Consider the following 16,503-nt stretch of genomic DNA (forward strand, 5'->3'; position numbering starts at 1 on the left):
CCAGCAAGCTGCTGGTACAGCATGAATCCAGCGATGCCGGAGATGGACAAAAAACCCAACAAAATAAGTTGTGCAATGCGTGAACTCATTCTTATGTTTTTTTTGAACATAAGTTCTTTAGCATAGACCAGTGTGATTGTGGCGCTCAAAAATACTAATAGTGCCCCCGCAGCCGTGCTGATACCCGTAGCTATCGCAGCCATGAAATACTTTTTCTTGCGGAGCGACAGAAAAGTAAGGATGACCAGTAGATTCATGATCGAAGTGGGGTAAGCCGATGCAAAAAAAGTGGCGCCTGGATACAGCGCGTAGGCCGCTGTGGCAAATAATGAGGCATTTTCGTTTAATAAGGTTTTAGCGAGCGCATGAAAAGCATAAATGGAAGTGATGCCAATGAACAGCGCTGGAAGAACAGTGGCGATACCGTTGTGCAAACCAAAAAATTGCCCAAAAAATTTCATGATAATTGGATATAAAGGAAAAAAGGCGATATTTTGTTGCAACAAATCGTTACCATTATAATGATAGCCGTGCTGAACAATATCCAGGTACCAACCAGCATCCCAATGAATCATTGCTTGTAAGATATTTGCTGTATTGTTGTAATTGTACGTGACGCCGGGAATAAAAAAATAATAACCTAACCAGATGCCAATCCAGATGGTCAGTAAAAATGCAATTACAATTTTGTCAATTGGTCTTATTTTCAATGTGGTTATCATGACTTTGTGAGTGTCTTTCCCATGTTTGCCGCACCAAATAAATCGGTCGATGTTTGCTTTCTTCATAGATGCGTCCCAGATATTCTCCGATTACTCCCAGCGCCATGAGTTGCACGCCTCCCAGGAAAAGCAAGGTGACCATCATGGAGGGATAGCCTTTGACGGGGTTGCCGTAAACCAGAGTGCTGATCACCAGCCAGATGGCATAGAGAAAGGCCAGCAAAGAAACCACAAAGCCCAGATATGCGGCCAGTTGCAGGGGTATCTGGCTGAATGAAGTGATACCTTCTACGGCAAAATTCCAGAGTTTCCAGTAGTTCCAGGTGGTTTTACCGCTATGGCGGGGGGCGCGATGATAGTAGACATTGGTGCTACGAAAACCGACCCAGGCAAACAGTCCTTTCATGAAGCGCCGCCGCTCCGGAAGGCTGTGCAAGGCGTCCAGTACCGGGCGCGACAGAAGCCGGAAGTCACCCGTATCAGCGGGTATATCTACTTCACTCATGCGGTTGATCACCCGGTAAAAAAAATGGGCAGATGCGCGCTTGAGCCAGGATTCACCGTCACGGGATAAACGCACGGCGTTGACCACATCAAACCCTTCTTTCCAGCGCTTGATGAGCTCGGGGATGACTTCGGGAGGGTCCTGAAGATCAGCATCGAGGGGGATGGCGGCATCTCCCCGGGCTGCGTCCAATCCCGCAGTCAAGGCTGCTTCCTTGCCAAAATTCCTGGATAGATCAATGATATGAATGCGGGAGTCGCGCTGATGCAGGGCAATGAGATGGAGGAGGGTGTCATCCGTGCTGCCATCATTGATGCAGATCATTTCCCAGGGTTCCTGGCAGGCATCCATGATACTGCAAATGCGTGCGTACAATGTCGCCAGGTTGGCCGATTCATTATGACAGGGAACGATGATGGAAACGGTCATGAGCAGTGGATTGTTATAATATCTCTGAATTTTCTCGAAAGTTACCGGCGATTGCCGGGTAAGTCAATTTTTTGAGCCAGATATCCCACTGGAAAATCCCCGATGCTTTGGCTATATTACGGGATGCCTTTTATCATGGGGCTGGGATGCCAAACCCGGCCCTTTTTCTGTTTAGGGGTGACTCAACTATGCAATTGATCGGCGAAGCTCTCACCTTTGATGACGTATTACTGGTTCCTGCCCACTCTGCTGTACTCCCCCGCGATGTCCAGATTGCGACACCGTTGACCCGCCGTCTGCGGCTCAATGTGCCGCTGCTTTCCGCCGCCATGGACACGGTGACTGAAGCCGCGATGGCGATTGGCATGGCTCAGGAGGGAGGCATCGGAATTGTGCACAAGAATATGTCGCCGGATCAGCAGGCGGCATTGGTTCGGCGGGTCAAAAAATTCGAAGCCGGCGTCATCAAGGACCCCATCACCACGCGTCCCGAAGTGAGTATTCGGGAGGTCCTGCAAGTCATGGCCCTGCATGGCATTTCCGGGGTGCCAGTAGTGGAGGATGAGCGTCTGGCAGGGATTGTCACCCATCGGGATCTGCGCTTTGAAACCCGCATGGATGCGCCGGTGAGCAGCGTGATGACGCCCCGGGAGCGTTTGGTGACGGTGGCCGAAGGCACCAGCCTCGATGCGACCAAGGCTTTGCTCCATCAACATCGTATTGAAAAAATATTGGTGGTCAATGATCGCTTTGAGTTGCGGGGTTTGATTACGGTCAAGGATATTCGCAAGGCTACGGAACATCCGCTGGCCTGTCGTGATGCCCAGGGTCGCTTGCTGGTGGGCGCGGCGGTGGGCGTCGGCGAGGGTACGGATCTCCGGGTGCAGGCGCTGGCGGAGGCCGGTGTCGATGTCATCATCGTCGACACGGCCCACGGCCACAGTCAGGGCGTGCTGGATCGGGTGCGCTGGATCAAGGAGCATTATCCCGACGTGGACGTGATTGGCGGCAATATTGCCACCGGAGAAGCGGCCCTGGCGCTGGTGGAAGCGGGCGCAGACGGGGTGAAGGTCGGGATTGGCCCCGGCTCCATTTGCACGACCCGGATTGTCGCCGGGGTCGGTGTGCCCCAGGTGACGGCCATCAGCAACGTCGCTGATGCCCTCGCCCATACGGGGGTGCCCTTGATTGCTGACGGAGGCATTCGTTTTTCCGGAGATTTTGCCAAGGCTCTGGCCGCCGGCGCACATTCGGTGATGGTCGGCGGCCTTCTGGCGGGTACCGACGAGGCTCCGGGAGAAATCGAACTTTATCAGGGGCGCTCATATAAAGCCTATCGGGGTATGGGCTCATTGGGCGCCATGCAGCAGGGATCGGCAGACCGCTATTTCCAGGATGCCAGCCCCGAAGCGCCCAAGCTGGTGCCTGAAGGCGTAGAAGGCCGGGTGCCTTACAAGGGGCCGGCCGGTCAGGTGATTCATCAATTGCTCGGGGGCCTGCGTTCCAGTATGGGTTATTTGGGCGCCGAAGATCTGGTCGCCTTGCGCAACCGCGCGCGCTTCATCAAAATTACCCAGGCAGGCGTCCGCGAAAGTCACGTCCACGATGTCAATATTACCAAAGAAGCCCCTAATTACCGGGTGGAGTAGCGCATGCAAGAACGCATCCTGATTCTCGATTTTGGTTCCCAGTTCACTCAGCTGATTGCCCGGCGGGTGCGCGAAGCCCATGTGTACTGTGAAATTCATCCCCATAGCATGTCCCTGACTGACATTCAGAACTGGGAGCCCCAGGGGATCATTTTGTCGGGAGGCCCTTCTTCGGTGCATGATCAGGATGCGCCTATGGTCGATCCGGGTATTTTTGTGCTGGGACTGCCTATTCTCGGTATTTGCTATGGGTTGCAGCTGATGGCCCATGTTTTGGGTGGCAAGGTGGCCAAGGCGGAGCACCGGGAATATGGTCGGGCGCATTTACAGATTCACGATGCCCTGGGCCCTTTACTGCCCTTTAAAAGCAGTGAAGATACGGAAGAAGTCTGGATGAGCCACGGGGATCGTATTGAAAAAATGCCCGATGGTTTCCGGGTGCTGGCCAGCAGCACCAATTCACCTCTGGCGGCCATTGGTGATCCCATCCGGCATTTTTATGGCGTGCAGTTTCACCTGGAAGTGGTGCATACCCCCCGTGGTGCCGAAATGCTGACGGCTTTCGTCCGGGGGGTATGCGCCTGTAACGGGCAATGGACCATGCATTCCTACGTGGAAAGCGCCATCGCCAGTATTCGTGCTCAAGTGGGCAAGGGTAAAGTCATTGCCGCCCTGTCGGGCGGAGTGGACTCGGCGGTGGCCGCTGTGCTGATTCATCGCGCCATTGGCGATCAACTCACCTGTATATTTGTGGATAATGGTCTGTTGCGCTTTGGCGAGTCAGAGAAAGTTCAGACAGTGTTCCGCAATTATTTTCAGATTCCACTGCAGGCCATAGATGCGCGGCAGCGGTTTTTGGATGTGCTGGCGCAGGTGACGGACCCGGAAAAAAAGCGCAAGGCCATTGGCAATTTGTTTATCGAAATTTTTGAGGAGGAAGCCAAAAAGGTGGAGGGTGCTGATTTTCTGGCCCAGGGCACCCTTTATCCCGATGTGATTGAATCGGTTTCCTTCAAAGGCCCCAGCGCCACCATCAAGTCCCATCATAATGTCGGAGGACTTCCCGAGCGGATGCATCTCAAGCTGGTCGAACCCCTGCGCGAGTTGTTCAAGGATGAGGTCAGGGAACTGGGGCGGGAATTGGGTATGCCGGAAGAAGTCATTCGTCGCCAGCCCTTTCCTGGCCCCGGTCTGGCCATCCGTTGTTTGGGAGCGATTGATGCACAGCGCTTGGAAGTCCTGCGCCGCGCCGACCGCATTGTCATGGAAGAAGTCCGCGAGGCGGGCTTGTATGACCGCCTCTGGCAGGCCTTTGCCGTATTGCTGCCCGTGCGCAGTGTGGGCGTCATGGGCGATGCCCGTACCTATGATGAGACCATTGCCCTGCGGGCGGTGGAGTCTTCAGATGGCATGACCGCAGACTGGGCGCACTTGCCCTATGACGTTTTGGGCCGTATTTCCACGCGGATTATCAATGAAGTGGCCGGTATCAACCGGGTGGTTTACGATATTTCTTCCAAGCCACCGGCAACGATTGAGTGGGAGTGATTCGGCGTCTGGCACTGGCTGGCACCTATTGGCACGAGAAAACGCAGGACAAGACGTGAGCGCCCCGCAGAACGACAGCAGCCAGGTGGCAACGTCCCGAGGGGGGGCTGCACGCCCATGAACGCCGTAGAAATTGAACAGGCCATCACAGACCTGGCGGCGCAGCCCTTTGATCCCGCTGAATTCCCCTATGCGTTCCTTGAAGCCTTTGGCAATAAAGCAACGACCATCAAGCGCCTGCGCGCCGGGGCGTCGAACAAGTCCGACCTCGGCGGGGTGCTCCAGACCAGCAACATCCACATCCTGAGCTGCGAGGCAGGGCAGGTGACCCAGACACTGGCCGCGCTCAAGGCCAGCCCTGCCACAGCCAAGGGCAAGGCCAAGTTCATCCTCGCCACCGACGGCACGGACTTCGAGGCGGAAGATCTGACCAGCGGCGAGACGGTCGCCTGCGCTTATCCTGACTTTCCCGACCACTTCGGCTTCTTCCTGCCGCTGGCGGGCATCAGCACCGTCCGCCAGATCAGCGAAAACGCCTTCGACATCCGCGCCACCAGCCGCCTCAATCGCCTGTATGTCGAACTCTTGAAAGACAACCCCGCATGGGGCACGGCGGAGCGCCGCCACGACATGAACCACTTCATGGCGCGGCTCATTTTCTGCTTTTTCGCCGAGGACACCGGCATCTTCGGCGGCAAGGGCAAGTTCACCGAAACCGTCGCGCAGATGAGCGCACGGGATGCGTCCAACACGCACGAGGTCATCAGCACCCTGTTTCTTGCCATGAACACCCCGCGCGAGGAGCGGGCAGCGGCCCATCTTCCCCGCTGGGCCAACAGCGACGACTTCCCCTACGTCAACGGCGGCCTGTTCTCTGGCAGCATGGACGTGCCGACATTCAGCAAGATCGCCCGGACCTACCTGCTGCACGTCGGCGGCCTCGACTGGACCCGCATCAACCCCGACATCTTCGGCTCGATGATCCAGGCCCTCGCCGAGGACGAAGAGCGCGGCGAGCTGGGCATGCACTACACCAGTGTCCCCAACATCCTGAAGGTGTTGAACCCGCTGTTCCTCGACGACCTGCGGGCGAAGCTGGAAGAGGCGGGCGACAACCCGCGCATATTGCTCAACCTGCGCAAGCGCATGGCGAGAATCCGCGTTTTCGATCCGGCCTGCGGATCGGGCAACTTCCTCGTCATCGCTTACAAGGAAATGCGCGCCATCGAGGCCGAGATCAACCAGCGGCGCAACGAACGTGATCGCCGCTCGGACATTCCGCTTACCAACTTTCGCGGCATCGAACTGCGTGACTTCCCGGCGGAAATCGCCCGCCTCGCGCTGGTCATCGCAGAGTATCAGTGCGACGTACTCTATCGCGGGCAGAAGCTGGCGCTGGCCGAGTTTCTGCCCCTGAGCCATGACAACTGGATCACCTGCGGCAACGCCCTGCGGCTGGACTGGTTGAGCATTTGTCCGCCGACTGGCACGGGTGTGAAGGTGCAGGCGGATGATTTGTTTGAAACGCCGCTCGATCAGGCGGAGATCAACTTTCAGAACGAAGGGGGCGAGACATACATTTGCGGGAATCCGCCGTACCTTGGGAGTCAGTGGAGAAATGATTCACAACAAGATGATATGGATGCGGTATTTTCGAATGAGACAAAGACCTACAAAGATCTCGATTATGTAGCTGCGTGGTACTTGCAGGCAGCGCGCTATTGCTCGACCGAGAATGCTGACTTCGCACTGGTTGCGACAAAAACAATATGCCAAGGGATTCAAGTGGCGATGCTGTGGCCTCTTATCCTAGGTCGCGGTATGACAATTTTCTTCGCCCATAGATCATTCACTTGGGGCAACTTGGCCAAAGACAAAGCTGGTGTGACATGCGTAATCGTTGGCGTATCCAAGAGGAATATTCGGCCAAAGAGAATATTTGAAGGGGAGACGATCAAGGAGGCGGACAACATTGGGCCATACCTTATAGATATGCCTAATGTCATCGTTCAAAAGCAGGCTCTGCGATCAGATGCTCTGCCAATCATGGACTATGGAAATAAGCCGTCTGATGGTGGCAACCTTATCTTTGAGGACCGGGAAAGCGTTGATATCTTTTTGCAAAAACATCCTGAGGCAACGCACCTCATTCGCCGCTATGTAGGCTCACAAGAGTTCGTCAGATCGACCGCACGTCATTGTCTTTGGATTGAAGAAGAAGACCTTGACCTAGCAATGAGCATACCGCCCATTGCGGAAAGACTCGCGCGAGTTCGGGCGCTGCGAATGGCGAGCAAGGGAAAACAGTCGAACGACAACGCGAAGACACCCCATCGTTTCGTCTACACCCCTCATCGTGACGGAAGTGCGCTCGTGGTTCCGAGGGTCACATCAGAGAATCGCCCCTACCTACCTTGTGGATTCGTTGATGTCGGAACAGTGGTGGCTGATACCGCAGCCGTGGCGTATGACGCTCCAACGTGGATGTTGGCGATCGTAGCAAGTCGTCTGCATCAACAGTGGATTGCGACTGTATGCGTCAGGCTGAGAACCGACTACCGCTATTCCAATACCCTCGGCTGGAACACGTTCCCGGTGCCGACGCTTACCGAGAAAAACAAGGCCGACCTCACCCGCTGCGCGGAGGACATCCTGCTGGCGCGGGAGCATCATTTCCCGGCCACGATTGCCGAGCTCTACGCTCCCGATAAGATGCCCGCCGACCTGCGGGCGGCGCACGCGCGCAACGACGAAGTACTGGAGCGCATCTACATTGGCCGCCGTTTCAAGAACGACACCGAGCGGCTGGAGAAGCTGTTCGAGCTGTACACGAAAATGACGGCAGAGACCAAGCCTGCTTCGAAAACAAGGAGAGGCAAACCCCAATGAGCGGACAACGCACACTGGCTCTGATCGATGAATCGCGCCATCTTCCGGCGGAAACCGCGTGGGTGGAGTTCAAGGTAAACAATGCCGACGCTGACATGATCGGCAAGCATATTTCGGCCATGTCCAATGCCGCCCGACTGGCCGACAAAGCTTATGCTTACCTGCTTTGGGGAATTGCTGATGCCGACCATGCTGCGGTCGGCACGACATTCGAGCCTTCCAGTCAGAAGCAACAGAGTCAGCCCCTGGAACTGTGGCTGGCACAACGCCTGCAACCAGCCATCGACTTCCGTTTCGAGACCGTCGATTACCATGGCACAAGGCTGGTGTTGCTGGAAATTCCAGCGGCCACCAGCAGTCCAGTGGAATTTGATCGGTTGGCGTATATCCGTATCGGCAGCGCCACGCCCAAGCTGTCCGATCACCCGGAACGCTTGAAGGTTCTGTGGGCGAAATTGCAGTCCTATGCCTGGGAAACGGGCATCGCGGCGCAATTCTTGAGCGGCGATGAGGTGTTGTCGCGTATGGATTATGCCGCCTACTTTGATCTGACCGGCCAGCCTTTGCCGGATAACCGGCAGGGCATTTTCGACAAGTTGGTGGCGGATCATCTGATTCAGTCGGATGTCGGCGGCCATTGGAACATCACCAACCTGGGCGCGGTATTGTTCGCCAAGCGGCTGTCGGATTTTCCGTCCTCCATCGCACGTAAGGCTATTCGCTTTGTGGCCTATGACGGCAACGGCCGCGCCGACACGGTGACACACCGGCTGGATGGACAAAAAGGCTACGCCATCGGCTTCACTGGCTTGATCGACTATGTTGATGGGCTTATGCCGCGCAATGAATACATCGGCAAGGCATTCCGTGAGGAGCGACCGTTGTATCCCTCCATCGCCATCCGTGAACTGGTTGCGAATGCCTTGATTCATCAAGATATGTCCATCACCGGCACGGGCCCCTTGGTGGAGATGTTCAGTGACCGGCTTGAAATCACCAACCCAGGTCAGCCCTTGGTACAGCCCGAGCGATTCCTGGATTTTCCCCCGCGTTCGCGTAATGAAGCGCTGGCTTCACTGATGCGCCGGATGCGTTTGTGCGAAGAACAGGGCACGGGGATCGACAAGGTGCTGGTAGCCGTCGAGTTGCACCAGTTGCCGCCACCTGATTTCCGCGTAGAAGGCGATGCGGTGCGTGCGGTGTTATATGCGCCCCGCCGGTTTGCCGACATGACCCCGCAGGAGCGAGTGCGAGCTTGCTACCAACACGCTGCGCTGAAGCATGTCAGCGGCCAGCGAATGACGAATTCCACCCTGCGCGAGCGGTTTGGCATCGATCCGCAAAACGCGGCGCAGGCTTCTGGGGTGATCCGGCAGGCAATACAGGCGGGGCTGGTTCGCCCTGCTGATCCGGAACACCCGCGTTCTGGCTATGTCCCCTTCTGGGCCTAGTTCGGAAAGTTTTGATTGAGTTTTGATTTCGCCCGCCAGAAACCGAGTCATGGCCGGATGTGAAGCAAAAAATGAAAATTTAACAGATAGTTATGAAAAAAGTGGCTCTGGAAAGTTTTGATCCACTTTTGATCGCCTAATCCAGATGTTGCACTCTCAAGATGGAAACCATGAACGCAATGACCAACTCCACCAACATTTATAGGGTGCCATCGGTATCCATCACCACGGTGCGTACTGGCGCATCCACCAAGGCCAACGCCCTTGGGATGCGGCCCATGCAGGAGCGGGCCTACGAAAAACGCGGCGAGCAGTACCTGCTTATCAAGTCGCCACCCGCATCGGGCAAGAGCCGTGCGCTGATGTTCGTGGCACTCGACAAGCTCACGAACCAGGGCCTGAAGCAGGCCATCATCGTCGTGCCCGAGAAGTCCATCGGGGCCAGTTTCAATGACGAACCGCTGTCGAAGAATGGCTTCTGGGCCGATTGGCACGTCGAACCCAAATGGAACCTGTGCAACGCGCCGGGCAACGACAACGGCGGCAAGGTAAAGGCACTGGGCGCATTCCTCGAAGGCGACGACAAGGTACTGGTCTGCACCCATGCCACCTTCCGCTTCGCCGTCGATGCCTTCGGCGTGGAGGCGTTCGATGACCGCCTGATCGCGGTCGATGAGTTCCATCACGTCTCAAGTAATCCCGACAACAAGCTCGGGTTGCACCTCGGGCAGTTCTTCGCGCAGGGCAAGACGCATATCGTCGCCATGACCGGCTCCTACTTCCGGGGCGACGCTGAGGCCGTGCTGGCACCGCAGGACGAGTCGAAGTTCGATACCGTCACTTACACCTACTACGAGCAGCTCAACGGCTACGAGTACCTCAAACAACTCGACATCGGCTACTTTTTCTACAGCGGGCCTTACGTTGATGACATCCTCAAGGTTCTCGACCCGGCCGAGAAGACCATCATTCACATCCCGAATGTCAATTCGCGTGAAAGCACGAAGGACAAGATGCGCGAGGTGGAACACATCATCGAGGCGCTGGGTGAATGGCAAGGCATCGACACCGCGACCGGCTTCCAGCTCGTCAAGCGTCCCGATGGCCGGGTGCTGCGCATCGCCGATCTGGTAGATGACGATGCCGCCAAGCGCGACCGCGTGTCCGCCGCGCTCAAAGATCCGGCGCAGAAGAACAACCGCGACCATGTAGACATCATCATTGCGCTGGGCATGGCGAAGGAGGGCTTCGATTGGATTTGGTGCGAACATGCGCTCACCGTGGGCTACCGCGCGAGCCTGACCGAGATCGTGCAGATCATCGGCCGAGCGACCCGAGACGCCCCCGGCAAGACCCGCGCGAGGTTCACCAACCTGATCGCCGAGCCGGATGCGGCTGAGGAAGCTGTCACCGAGGCCGTCAACGATACATTGAAGGCCATCGCGGCGAGCCTGCTGATGGAGCAGGTTCTTGCGCCGCGCTTCGAGTTCAGGCCCAAGAACCCCGACAACGGCCCGACGCCGGGCTTTGACTACGGCGAGGGTGGCTACGACCCGGATCGCTGTAATGTCGGCGTTAATGAGCAGACTGGTGCCTTCCAAATCGAGATCAAGGGCATCGCCGAGCCCAAGAGCAAAGAGGCAGCGCGAATTTGTCAGGAAGACCTGAACGAAGTGATCGCGGCTTTCGTGCAGGACAAGCCCAGCATCGAGCGCGGTCTGTTCGATGAGGAGCTGGTTCCCGAGGAGCTGACGCAGGTTCGCCTGGGCAAGATCATCAAGGACAAATATCCCGAGCTTGACGCTGAAGATCAGGAGACCGTGCGCCAGCACGCCATCGCCGCCCTCAACCTCACGCAGCAGGCCAAGCGGCTTGTCGCCGAAGGCCAAAACGGAGGCGACAGCGATGGGTCGCCCAACACCGCCCTGATCGACGGTGTGCGCCGCTTCGCGATGGATGTGCGCGATTTGGATATCGACCTGATCGACCGCATCAACCCCTTCGGGGAAGCCTACGCCATCCTCGCCAAGGCCATGAGTGAGGACAGTTTGAAGCAGGTCGCGGCGGCCATATCGGCCAAGCGTACGAGCCTGACGCCGGACGAGGCGAAGGAGATGGCCGTTCGCGCCGTCCAGTTCAAGAAGGAGCGCGGTCGAATTCCGGCGCTCGATTCCCAGGATGCCTGGGAGCGCCGCATGGCCGAAGGCGCGGTCGCCTTCATGCGTTTCAAGGCGGAGGGACGCTATGAGTAAGTCCGATCTTGACGAACTCGCTGCGGAGCTTGCCGAGTTCGCACCGCCCAAAGCGAAGGGCGGACGGCCAGCCAGCGAGGAGCGCGTCATCGCGGGCTTCGAGGAGATCCAACGCTTCACCGAGAAGCACGGGCGTGCGCCGCAGCATGGTGAGGATCGCGATATCTTCGAGCGCCTTTATGCCGTGCGGCTTGACCGTCTGCGCGCGCTCCCGGATTGCCGCGCCCTGCTGGAGCCGCTGGATCATCAGGGCTTGCTTGCCGGGGTGCCGACCGTTGCCGCTTCGGCGGATGAAGCTGTCGACATCGACGACCTGGCCGCCGAACTGGCGGATGTTGCCGGCGCGGACGACATCGCGGTCCTACGCCATGTCCGCACCAGCGCCGAAAAGCGCGCCGCCGAGGAGATCGCGGATCGCAAGCCCTGCGAGGACTTCGAGACCTTCCGGCCCTTGTTTGAGCGCGTGCAAGCGGAAGTCAAAACCGGTATGCGCCAGTCCCAACCCATCGAAGCAGGCCGCCGCGCGATTGAAGCCGGGGACTTCTTCGTTCTCGATGGCCTTACTCTCTACGTCGCCGAGGTCGGCGAGCCGTTGAAAATTACCGCCGGAGAAGTGGACCGCCGCCTGCGCCTCATCTTCTCCAACGGCACCGAAAGCAATCTGCTGCTGCGCTCGCTCCAGCGCGCGTTCTACGACGACCCCGCTGCGCGGCGGCTGGCCTCGCCCGAGAGCGGGCAACTCTCTTTCGGCGGTGAGCTTGAGGCCGATGATGTCGAAAGCGGCACGATCTACGTCCTGCGCTCCCTCTCGGATCATCCCTATGTCGCGCAGAATCGGGGCCTTATTCACAAGATCGGCGTGACCGGGGGCAGGGTGGAGACGCGCATTGCCAACGCCGAACACGACTCCACCTACCTGCTGGCGAAGGTCGAAGTGGTAGCGACCTACAAGCTCGCGGGCATCAACCGCACTCGGATGGAGAACCTGTTCCACAGGCTGTTCGCGCCTGCGCGGTTGAACATCACCATCAACGACCGCTTCGGTCACCCCGTGCAGCCCGAGGAATGGTTTCTTGTTCCGCTGTTCGTGATCGACGAAGCTGTCGCGCGCATCAAGGATGGCAGCATCACTGGCTACATCTACGATCCTAGCGCCGCGAAGCTGGTGAAGGCATAGGAGAGCCCAAATGCATGAATAGCCCTGGCCGCCTGCTGCCGAGGCCAGAGACACTGGCAGCGGAGATTGATATCTTGGCGGCCTGGGCGGATAGCTTTCGGCAGCGTCATGGTACTGCGAGGTTGCCCTTAATCCTTGGCGTCATCCAAGTGCTGTGGAGCTGAGCGTGGTATTTTACATGGCACTTACAGAGCAGCCGTTAGTAAGGCATCGATATGTATGGTGTTTTCTTGGCTATTTATGATCGAGTGGGAGTGAGTGAACAGTCTAGTGTAAAATCACTTATGGTCATGGGGAATAGAAACACTGTTGCAATTGGTTTCACAGTTATTTTGGTGTCAGGGCGATTTCTTCAAAGAAATATGTTATCTTAATCACATGTTAACTGTTGATTTGGGTAATCATGAAAAATAAATCACCGGAAAAATCACGGAATTTATTACAAACAAAAGCACAGCGCTGGATTATAAAAATAGGGAGCAGCCTTCTCACCGATGATGGTCGCGGCTTGGATCGGGAAGCGATTCGGACCTGGGTCAAGCAAATTGTTGCCTTGCGCCGTTCGGGAGTTGAGGTCATTTTGGTATCATCAGGATCCGTCAGTGCGGGGGTGCAGCGCTTGGGATGGTCTCAGCGCCCTGCAAACCTCAAGGAGCGTCAGGCTGCTGCCAGCGTGGGTCAGTCGGCATTGATTCACACCTACGAAAAATTACTCCGGGAAGAGGATATTCCTGAAGAGGTGCCGGTTCACTGTGGACAGGTGCTACTGACCCATGATGATTTACGCAGCCGACGACGCTATCTCAATGCGCGCTCGGCCCTGCTTACACTGTTAGAAATGAATGTATTACCCATTATTAACGAGAACGATACGGTATCTTATAATGCCATCAATCTGGGCGATAATGACACCTTGGCGGCGGTAGTCAGTAATTTGCTGGATGCAGATTTGCTGGTCATATTGACGGATCAGGACGGTATATTTGATGCGGATCCGCGCAGTAATCCCAACGCAAAACTACTCGCTGAGGTCAATGCCGGTGCGGCGATGTTGGAACGAGTGGCCGGAAGCGGCGGTTCTGGTGTAGGCACTGGCGGAATGTTGGCCAAAGTGCGCGCTGCCACTCGGGCGGCTCGATCCGGTACATCCACCATTATTGCCAATGGGCGTTGTGAGGATGTTTTGCTGCGGATTCGTCATGGTGAGGCTTTGGGTACTTTTATCCATGCTCGACTTCCCAAACTGGATGCTCGTAAGCGCTGGTTAGCAGGTCATCTGCGTGCACGGGGTGTCCTCCATTTGGATGCTGGAGCTGTTCTTGCTCTCAAACAGGAGGGGGGAAGCCTGCTACCCGTGGGCGTGACTGCACTTGAGGGTAATTTCCATCGTGGTGATCTGGTTCTTTGTAAGGACCCCGAAGGACATGAATTCGCTCGCGGCCTGGTGAATTGGGATGCTACTGTTGCCCTGCGATGCCTGGGTAAAAAAAGTCGGGATATTGCCGATGATCCGGATGTTGCTGAAGGCATCCTGATTCATCGCGATAATTTGCTGATTCATTGAGGGCCTGATTCCAGAGCGTCCTGTGCTTTCCCGGTAGCTTCGTTGATTGGCAGAATCTGGCTGGGGATGATGTGTACATCCTGCTGCTGATGAGCCAGCCGAATATTATGGCGTAATAGACTCTCTACCACGGCTGACCGTAAGTCGGTTTGCACATAGAAGCTTTTATTGCAGTCATCCAGGTAAACACGCAAATAAAACTGCAGGGCATTTTCACTGACATCCAGTAACAGGGCAGTGGGTGGAATACCACGCGGATCATCCTGCAGAACATCGGGATGATTTTGTCCTTCCTTGACCAGCAGTTCCTTTACCAATGCAATGTCCGCGTTGTGCGCCACATTGAAAGGAATCATCAAGCGCAATACATTGTTGGTATACATCCAATTGGTGACCTGTCCGGAAATGAGCTCGGAATTGGGTATAAAAACTTCGGTACGATCAAAAGTCAGAATCAAGGTATAGCGGATACTCATTTTTTGAACGGTCCCCTGAGTACTCCCGACTTGTATCCAGTCACCAACCCGAATAGGTCTTTCCAGTAATAAAATCAGCCCGGAAACAAAATTATTGACGATATTCTGTAATCCAAAACCAATACCGACGGATAAGGCCCCGGCTATGATGGCCAGATTCTGAAGGGCAACCCCTGCCGTGGAGAGAGCGACCAGTATGGCTATGATAAAGCCTGTATAGCGGACAATAGAGAGTATGGAATGTCTTGCCCCGCTTTCCAAGTGCCCGATGATTCGGGAGTTTTCGGAAAGGTACCTTTGTATGAATGCGTTGATATTAAAGAGCAGAATCAGCAGGACAATAGCAATGATCCAACGGAAAGGCTGGACATGGAATGTGCCAACAGAGAATCCTGTAATAAAGTATTTCCAGATCAGGGAAAATCCTGCGTGAGTCAAACCCCAGGCAAAAAGGACAAAAGCAGCGACGGCAAGCCAGACAGCAATATGACTGAGGGCACTAAACCAGCTGAGCCAGGGCAGTGGCTGATCATCGTTCAGACCCAGGCGTTGTTTGAGAGCATGCTGCCAGCGGCCGTTTTTTTGAGCGGTGTAATTCCAGAAATCACTGAGCCCCCAGGAAATAAACAAGCCGCAACCAAAAGCCAACAAGGACATGAGTAAGCCAAAAAACAGATAGCCGGTCAGATTGCGGTAGCCTAACAGGGTAAAGACGACTGTGGTTGCCAAAGCCAACAAGATGATGATCCGCAGAAAAGGATAAGCCCGAAAAGGTTTTTTGGCGCCGGCTACCCATACCAGTCGGAAAACGGCTCCTAACATGACGAGATGATAGGCGGACCAAAAAAAGGCTTGCTGTTGGGAATTAAGATAATCCTGCGGTGCGGTGAGCAACCACGCTATCGCGAAACCGGCAAGCAGGGCGATAAAACGCAGATTACGTAAAGTGGAGCGGAGAGATTTTGGACCCCAAGCAAAATGATGAAAAACCATGCCGCTTGGACGTAATGCCCAGGTGACCAGAATGGCGAGCAGGGCATACGTGCCCCAGGTAAACAGAATAATACGCACCAGAGGCGAAAAAACGCCCATAAAATGTGCGATCACTGCTGTAGCGGTAACGCCAGCTATGATTGGTAGATAGTGATAAAGGCTTTTTTGCGCTGCGGATAATTGCGTGCCATGTGCTGCACTTTCGGGCAGTGACTTGCGCACGACCAGCAGCAGCAAAAAAACAAACAGACCAATAGCGATGGCTATTTGTACGTTTTTCTGGGCGAGAATGAAGTGATCATGATGTACTAACCAGTAATTTTTTTCCTGACCCCATGTATAGCCGCTGACGGCGGTGAGGATCGTGAATTGCTCCCAGATATTTTGATCTCGACGCAATAATATTCTGGCGTGCAGACTCTCCTTGGCACTATCTACTTCCTCCGCCAGATCGGTGCTGGCAACAGTCAGTACCTTGCAGGTGGCTATTTCCCCACGTAAGTTTTTCTGACGATTAGTCAGCTTCACCCTTAATGCAGTGAGATTTTCAGGTTCTTCAGCAACAGCGGGTCCAAGAATTTCAAGTCCATTATCGGTTTGTTCGAGCTGCTTGTTTTTTTTATCCAGGCAATTTTTCGCATCATGTTTAATGGTGTTGATGCTTTTATTCCAGGCAAGGAGCTGCTGCATCGAAACTGGTTGTTTGAGTTCCGTATGAATTTTCTGTAAAGTCTTACTGTCTTGTGCGATGTTATCGCCAGCAGATGCGCCAGTAGATGCGTATGCCGCAAATGGTAATATTAACAGAAAATATAAAAAAAATTTAAAAAAACAAGAGGGATTTGGTA

Annotated in this window: 10 protein-coding genes; 7 read left to right on the plus strand and 3 right to left on the minus strand. The window is 55.4% G+C overall.

What is annotated here, in order from left to right:
* Window positions 1–710, minus strand: a 710-nt coding sequence (locus tag B1757_RS05285; protein ID WP_216360824.1) for a mannosyltransferase family protein, incomplete at its 3' end; no start/stop codon positions are given.
* Complete coding sequence (locus B1757_RS05290) at window positions 691–1,656, minus strand: glycosyltransferase family 2 protein (RefSeq protein WP_101537324.1); 966 nt, start codon at window positions 1,654–1,656, stop codon at window positions 691–693. The genes B1757_RS05285 and B1757_RS05290, both read right to left, overlap by 20 nt.
* A 188-nt stretch (window positions 1,657–1,844) precedes the next feature.
* Between B1757_RS05290 and guaB the strand changes: the two genes are divergently transcribed.
* The 7 genes from guaB (at window position 1,845) to proB (ending at window position 14,186) form a co-directional block, all read left to right on the plus strand.
* Window positions 1,845–3,305 (plus strand): IMP dehydrogenase, encoded by a 1,461-nt coding sequence (gene guaB, locus B1757_RS05295; RefSeq protein WP_101537325.1) that lies wholly within the window; start codon window positions 1,845–1,847, stop codon window positions 3,303–3,305.
* A 3-nt stretch (window positions 3,306–3,308) separates the two neighbouring features.
* Window positions 3,309–4,853: a glutamine-hydrolyzing GMP synthase gene (gene guaA / locus B1757_RS05300; RefSeq protein WP_101537326.1), complete on the plus strand. Its 1,545-nt coding sequence runs from the start codon at window positions 3,309–3,311 to the stop codon at window positions 4,851–4,853.
* A 117-nt stretch (window positions 4,854–4,970) separates the two neighbouring features.
* Entirely contained in the window at window positions 4,971–7,742 is a 2,772-nt protein-coding gene (locus B1757_RS05305; RefSeq protein WP_101537327.1) for a class I SAM-dependent DNA methyltransferase, read from the plus strand.
* A complete protein-coding gene (locus B1757_RS05310; protein ID WP_101537328.1) occupies window positions 7,739–9,193 on the plus strand; it encodes an ATP-binding protein in 1,455 nt (484 codons plus the stop codon). The genes B1757_RS05305 and B1757_RS05310 overlap by 4 nt, the downstream gene beginning before the upstream one ends.
* 170 nt (window positions 9,194–9,363) lie before the next feature.
* On the plus strand, window positions 9,364–11,445 hold the full coding sequence (locus B1757_RS05315; RefSeq protein ID WP_253253723.1) for a DEAD/DEAH box helicase: 2,082 nt from the start codon (window positions 9,364–9,366) through the stop codon (window positions 11,443–11,445).
* Window positions 11,438–12,622: a GIY-YIG nuclease family protein gene (locus tag B1757_RS05320; protein ID WP_101537329.1), complete on the plus strand. Its 1,185-nt coding sequence runs from the start codon at window positions 11,438–11,440 to the stop codon at window positions 12,620–12,622. The genes B1757_RS05315 and B1757_RS05320 overlap by 8 nt, the downstream gene beginning before the upstream one ends.
* A gap of 403 nt (window positions 12,623–13,025) precedes the next feature.
* Window positions 13,026–14,186, plus strand: a complete 1,161-nt coding sequence (proB, locus tag B1757_RS05325; protein WP_101537330.1) for a glutamate 5-kinase — start codon at window positions 13,026–13,028, stop codon at window positions 14,184–14,186.
* Here proB and B1757_RS05330 read toward each other — a convergent pair.
* Window positions 14,180–16,345 (minus strand): mechanosensitive ion channel family protein, encoded by a 2,166-nt coding sequence (locus B1757_RS05330; RefSeq protein WP_101537331.1) that lies wholly within the window; start codon window positions 16,343–16,345, stop codon window positions 14,180–14,182. The two genes, proB and B1757_RS05330, sit on opposite strands and share 7 nt — an antisense overlap.
* Window positions 16,346–16,503 lie beyond the last annotated feature (158 nt).

It is taken from the genome of Acidithiobacillus marinus, assembly GCF_002847505.1.
GTDB lineage: Bacteria > Pseudomonadota > Gammaproteobacteria > Acidithiobacillales > Acidithiobacillaceae > Acidithiobacillus > Acidithiobacillus marinus.

Excerpts from the sequence above, each read along its gene's own strand:
- B1757_RS05290 (WP_101537324.1), bottom strand. The coding sequence starts at position 1,656 with ATGACCGTTTCCATCATCGTTCCCTGTCATAATGAATCGGCCAACCTG.
- guaB (WP_101537325.1), top strand. The coding sequence starts at position 1,845 with ATGCAATTGATCGGCGAAGCTCTCACCTTTGATGACGTATTACTGGTT.
- guaA (WP_101537326.1), top strand. The coding sequence starts at position 3,309 with ATGCAAGAACGCATCCTGATTCTCGATTTTGGTTCCCAGTTCACTCAG.
- B1757_RS05305 (WP_101537327.1), top strand. The coding sequence starts at position 4,971 with ATGAACGCCGTAGAAATTGAACAGGCCATCACAGACCTGGCGGCGCAG.
- B1757_RS05310 (WP_101537328.1), top strand. The coding sequence starts at position 7,739 with ATGAGCGGACAACGCACACTGGCTCTGATCGATGAATCGCGCCATCTT.
- B1757_RS05315 (WP_253253723.1), top strand. The coding sequence starts at position 9,364 with ATGAACGCAATGACCAACTCCACCAACATTTATAGGGTGCCATCGGTA.
- B1757_RS05320 (WP_101537329.1), top strand. The coding sequence starts at position 11,438 with ATGAGTAAGTCCGATCTTGACGAACTCGCTGCGGAGCTTGCCGAGTTC.
- proB (WP_101537330.1), top strand. The coding sequence starts at position 13,026 with ATGAAAAATAAATCACCGGAAAAATCACGGAATTTATTACAAACAAAA.
- B1757_RS05330 (WP_101537331.1), bottom strand. The coding sequence starts at position 16,345 with ATGCAGCAGCTCCTTGCCTGGAATAAAAGCATCAACACCATTAAACAT.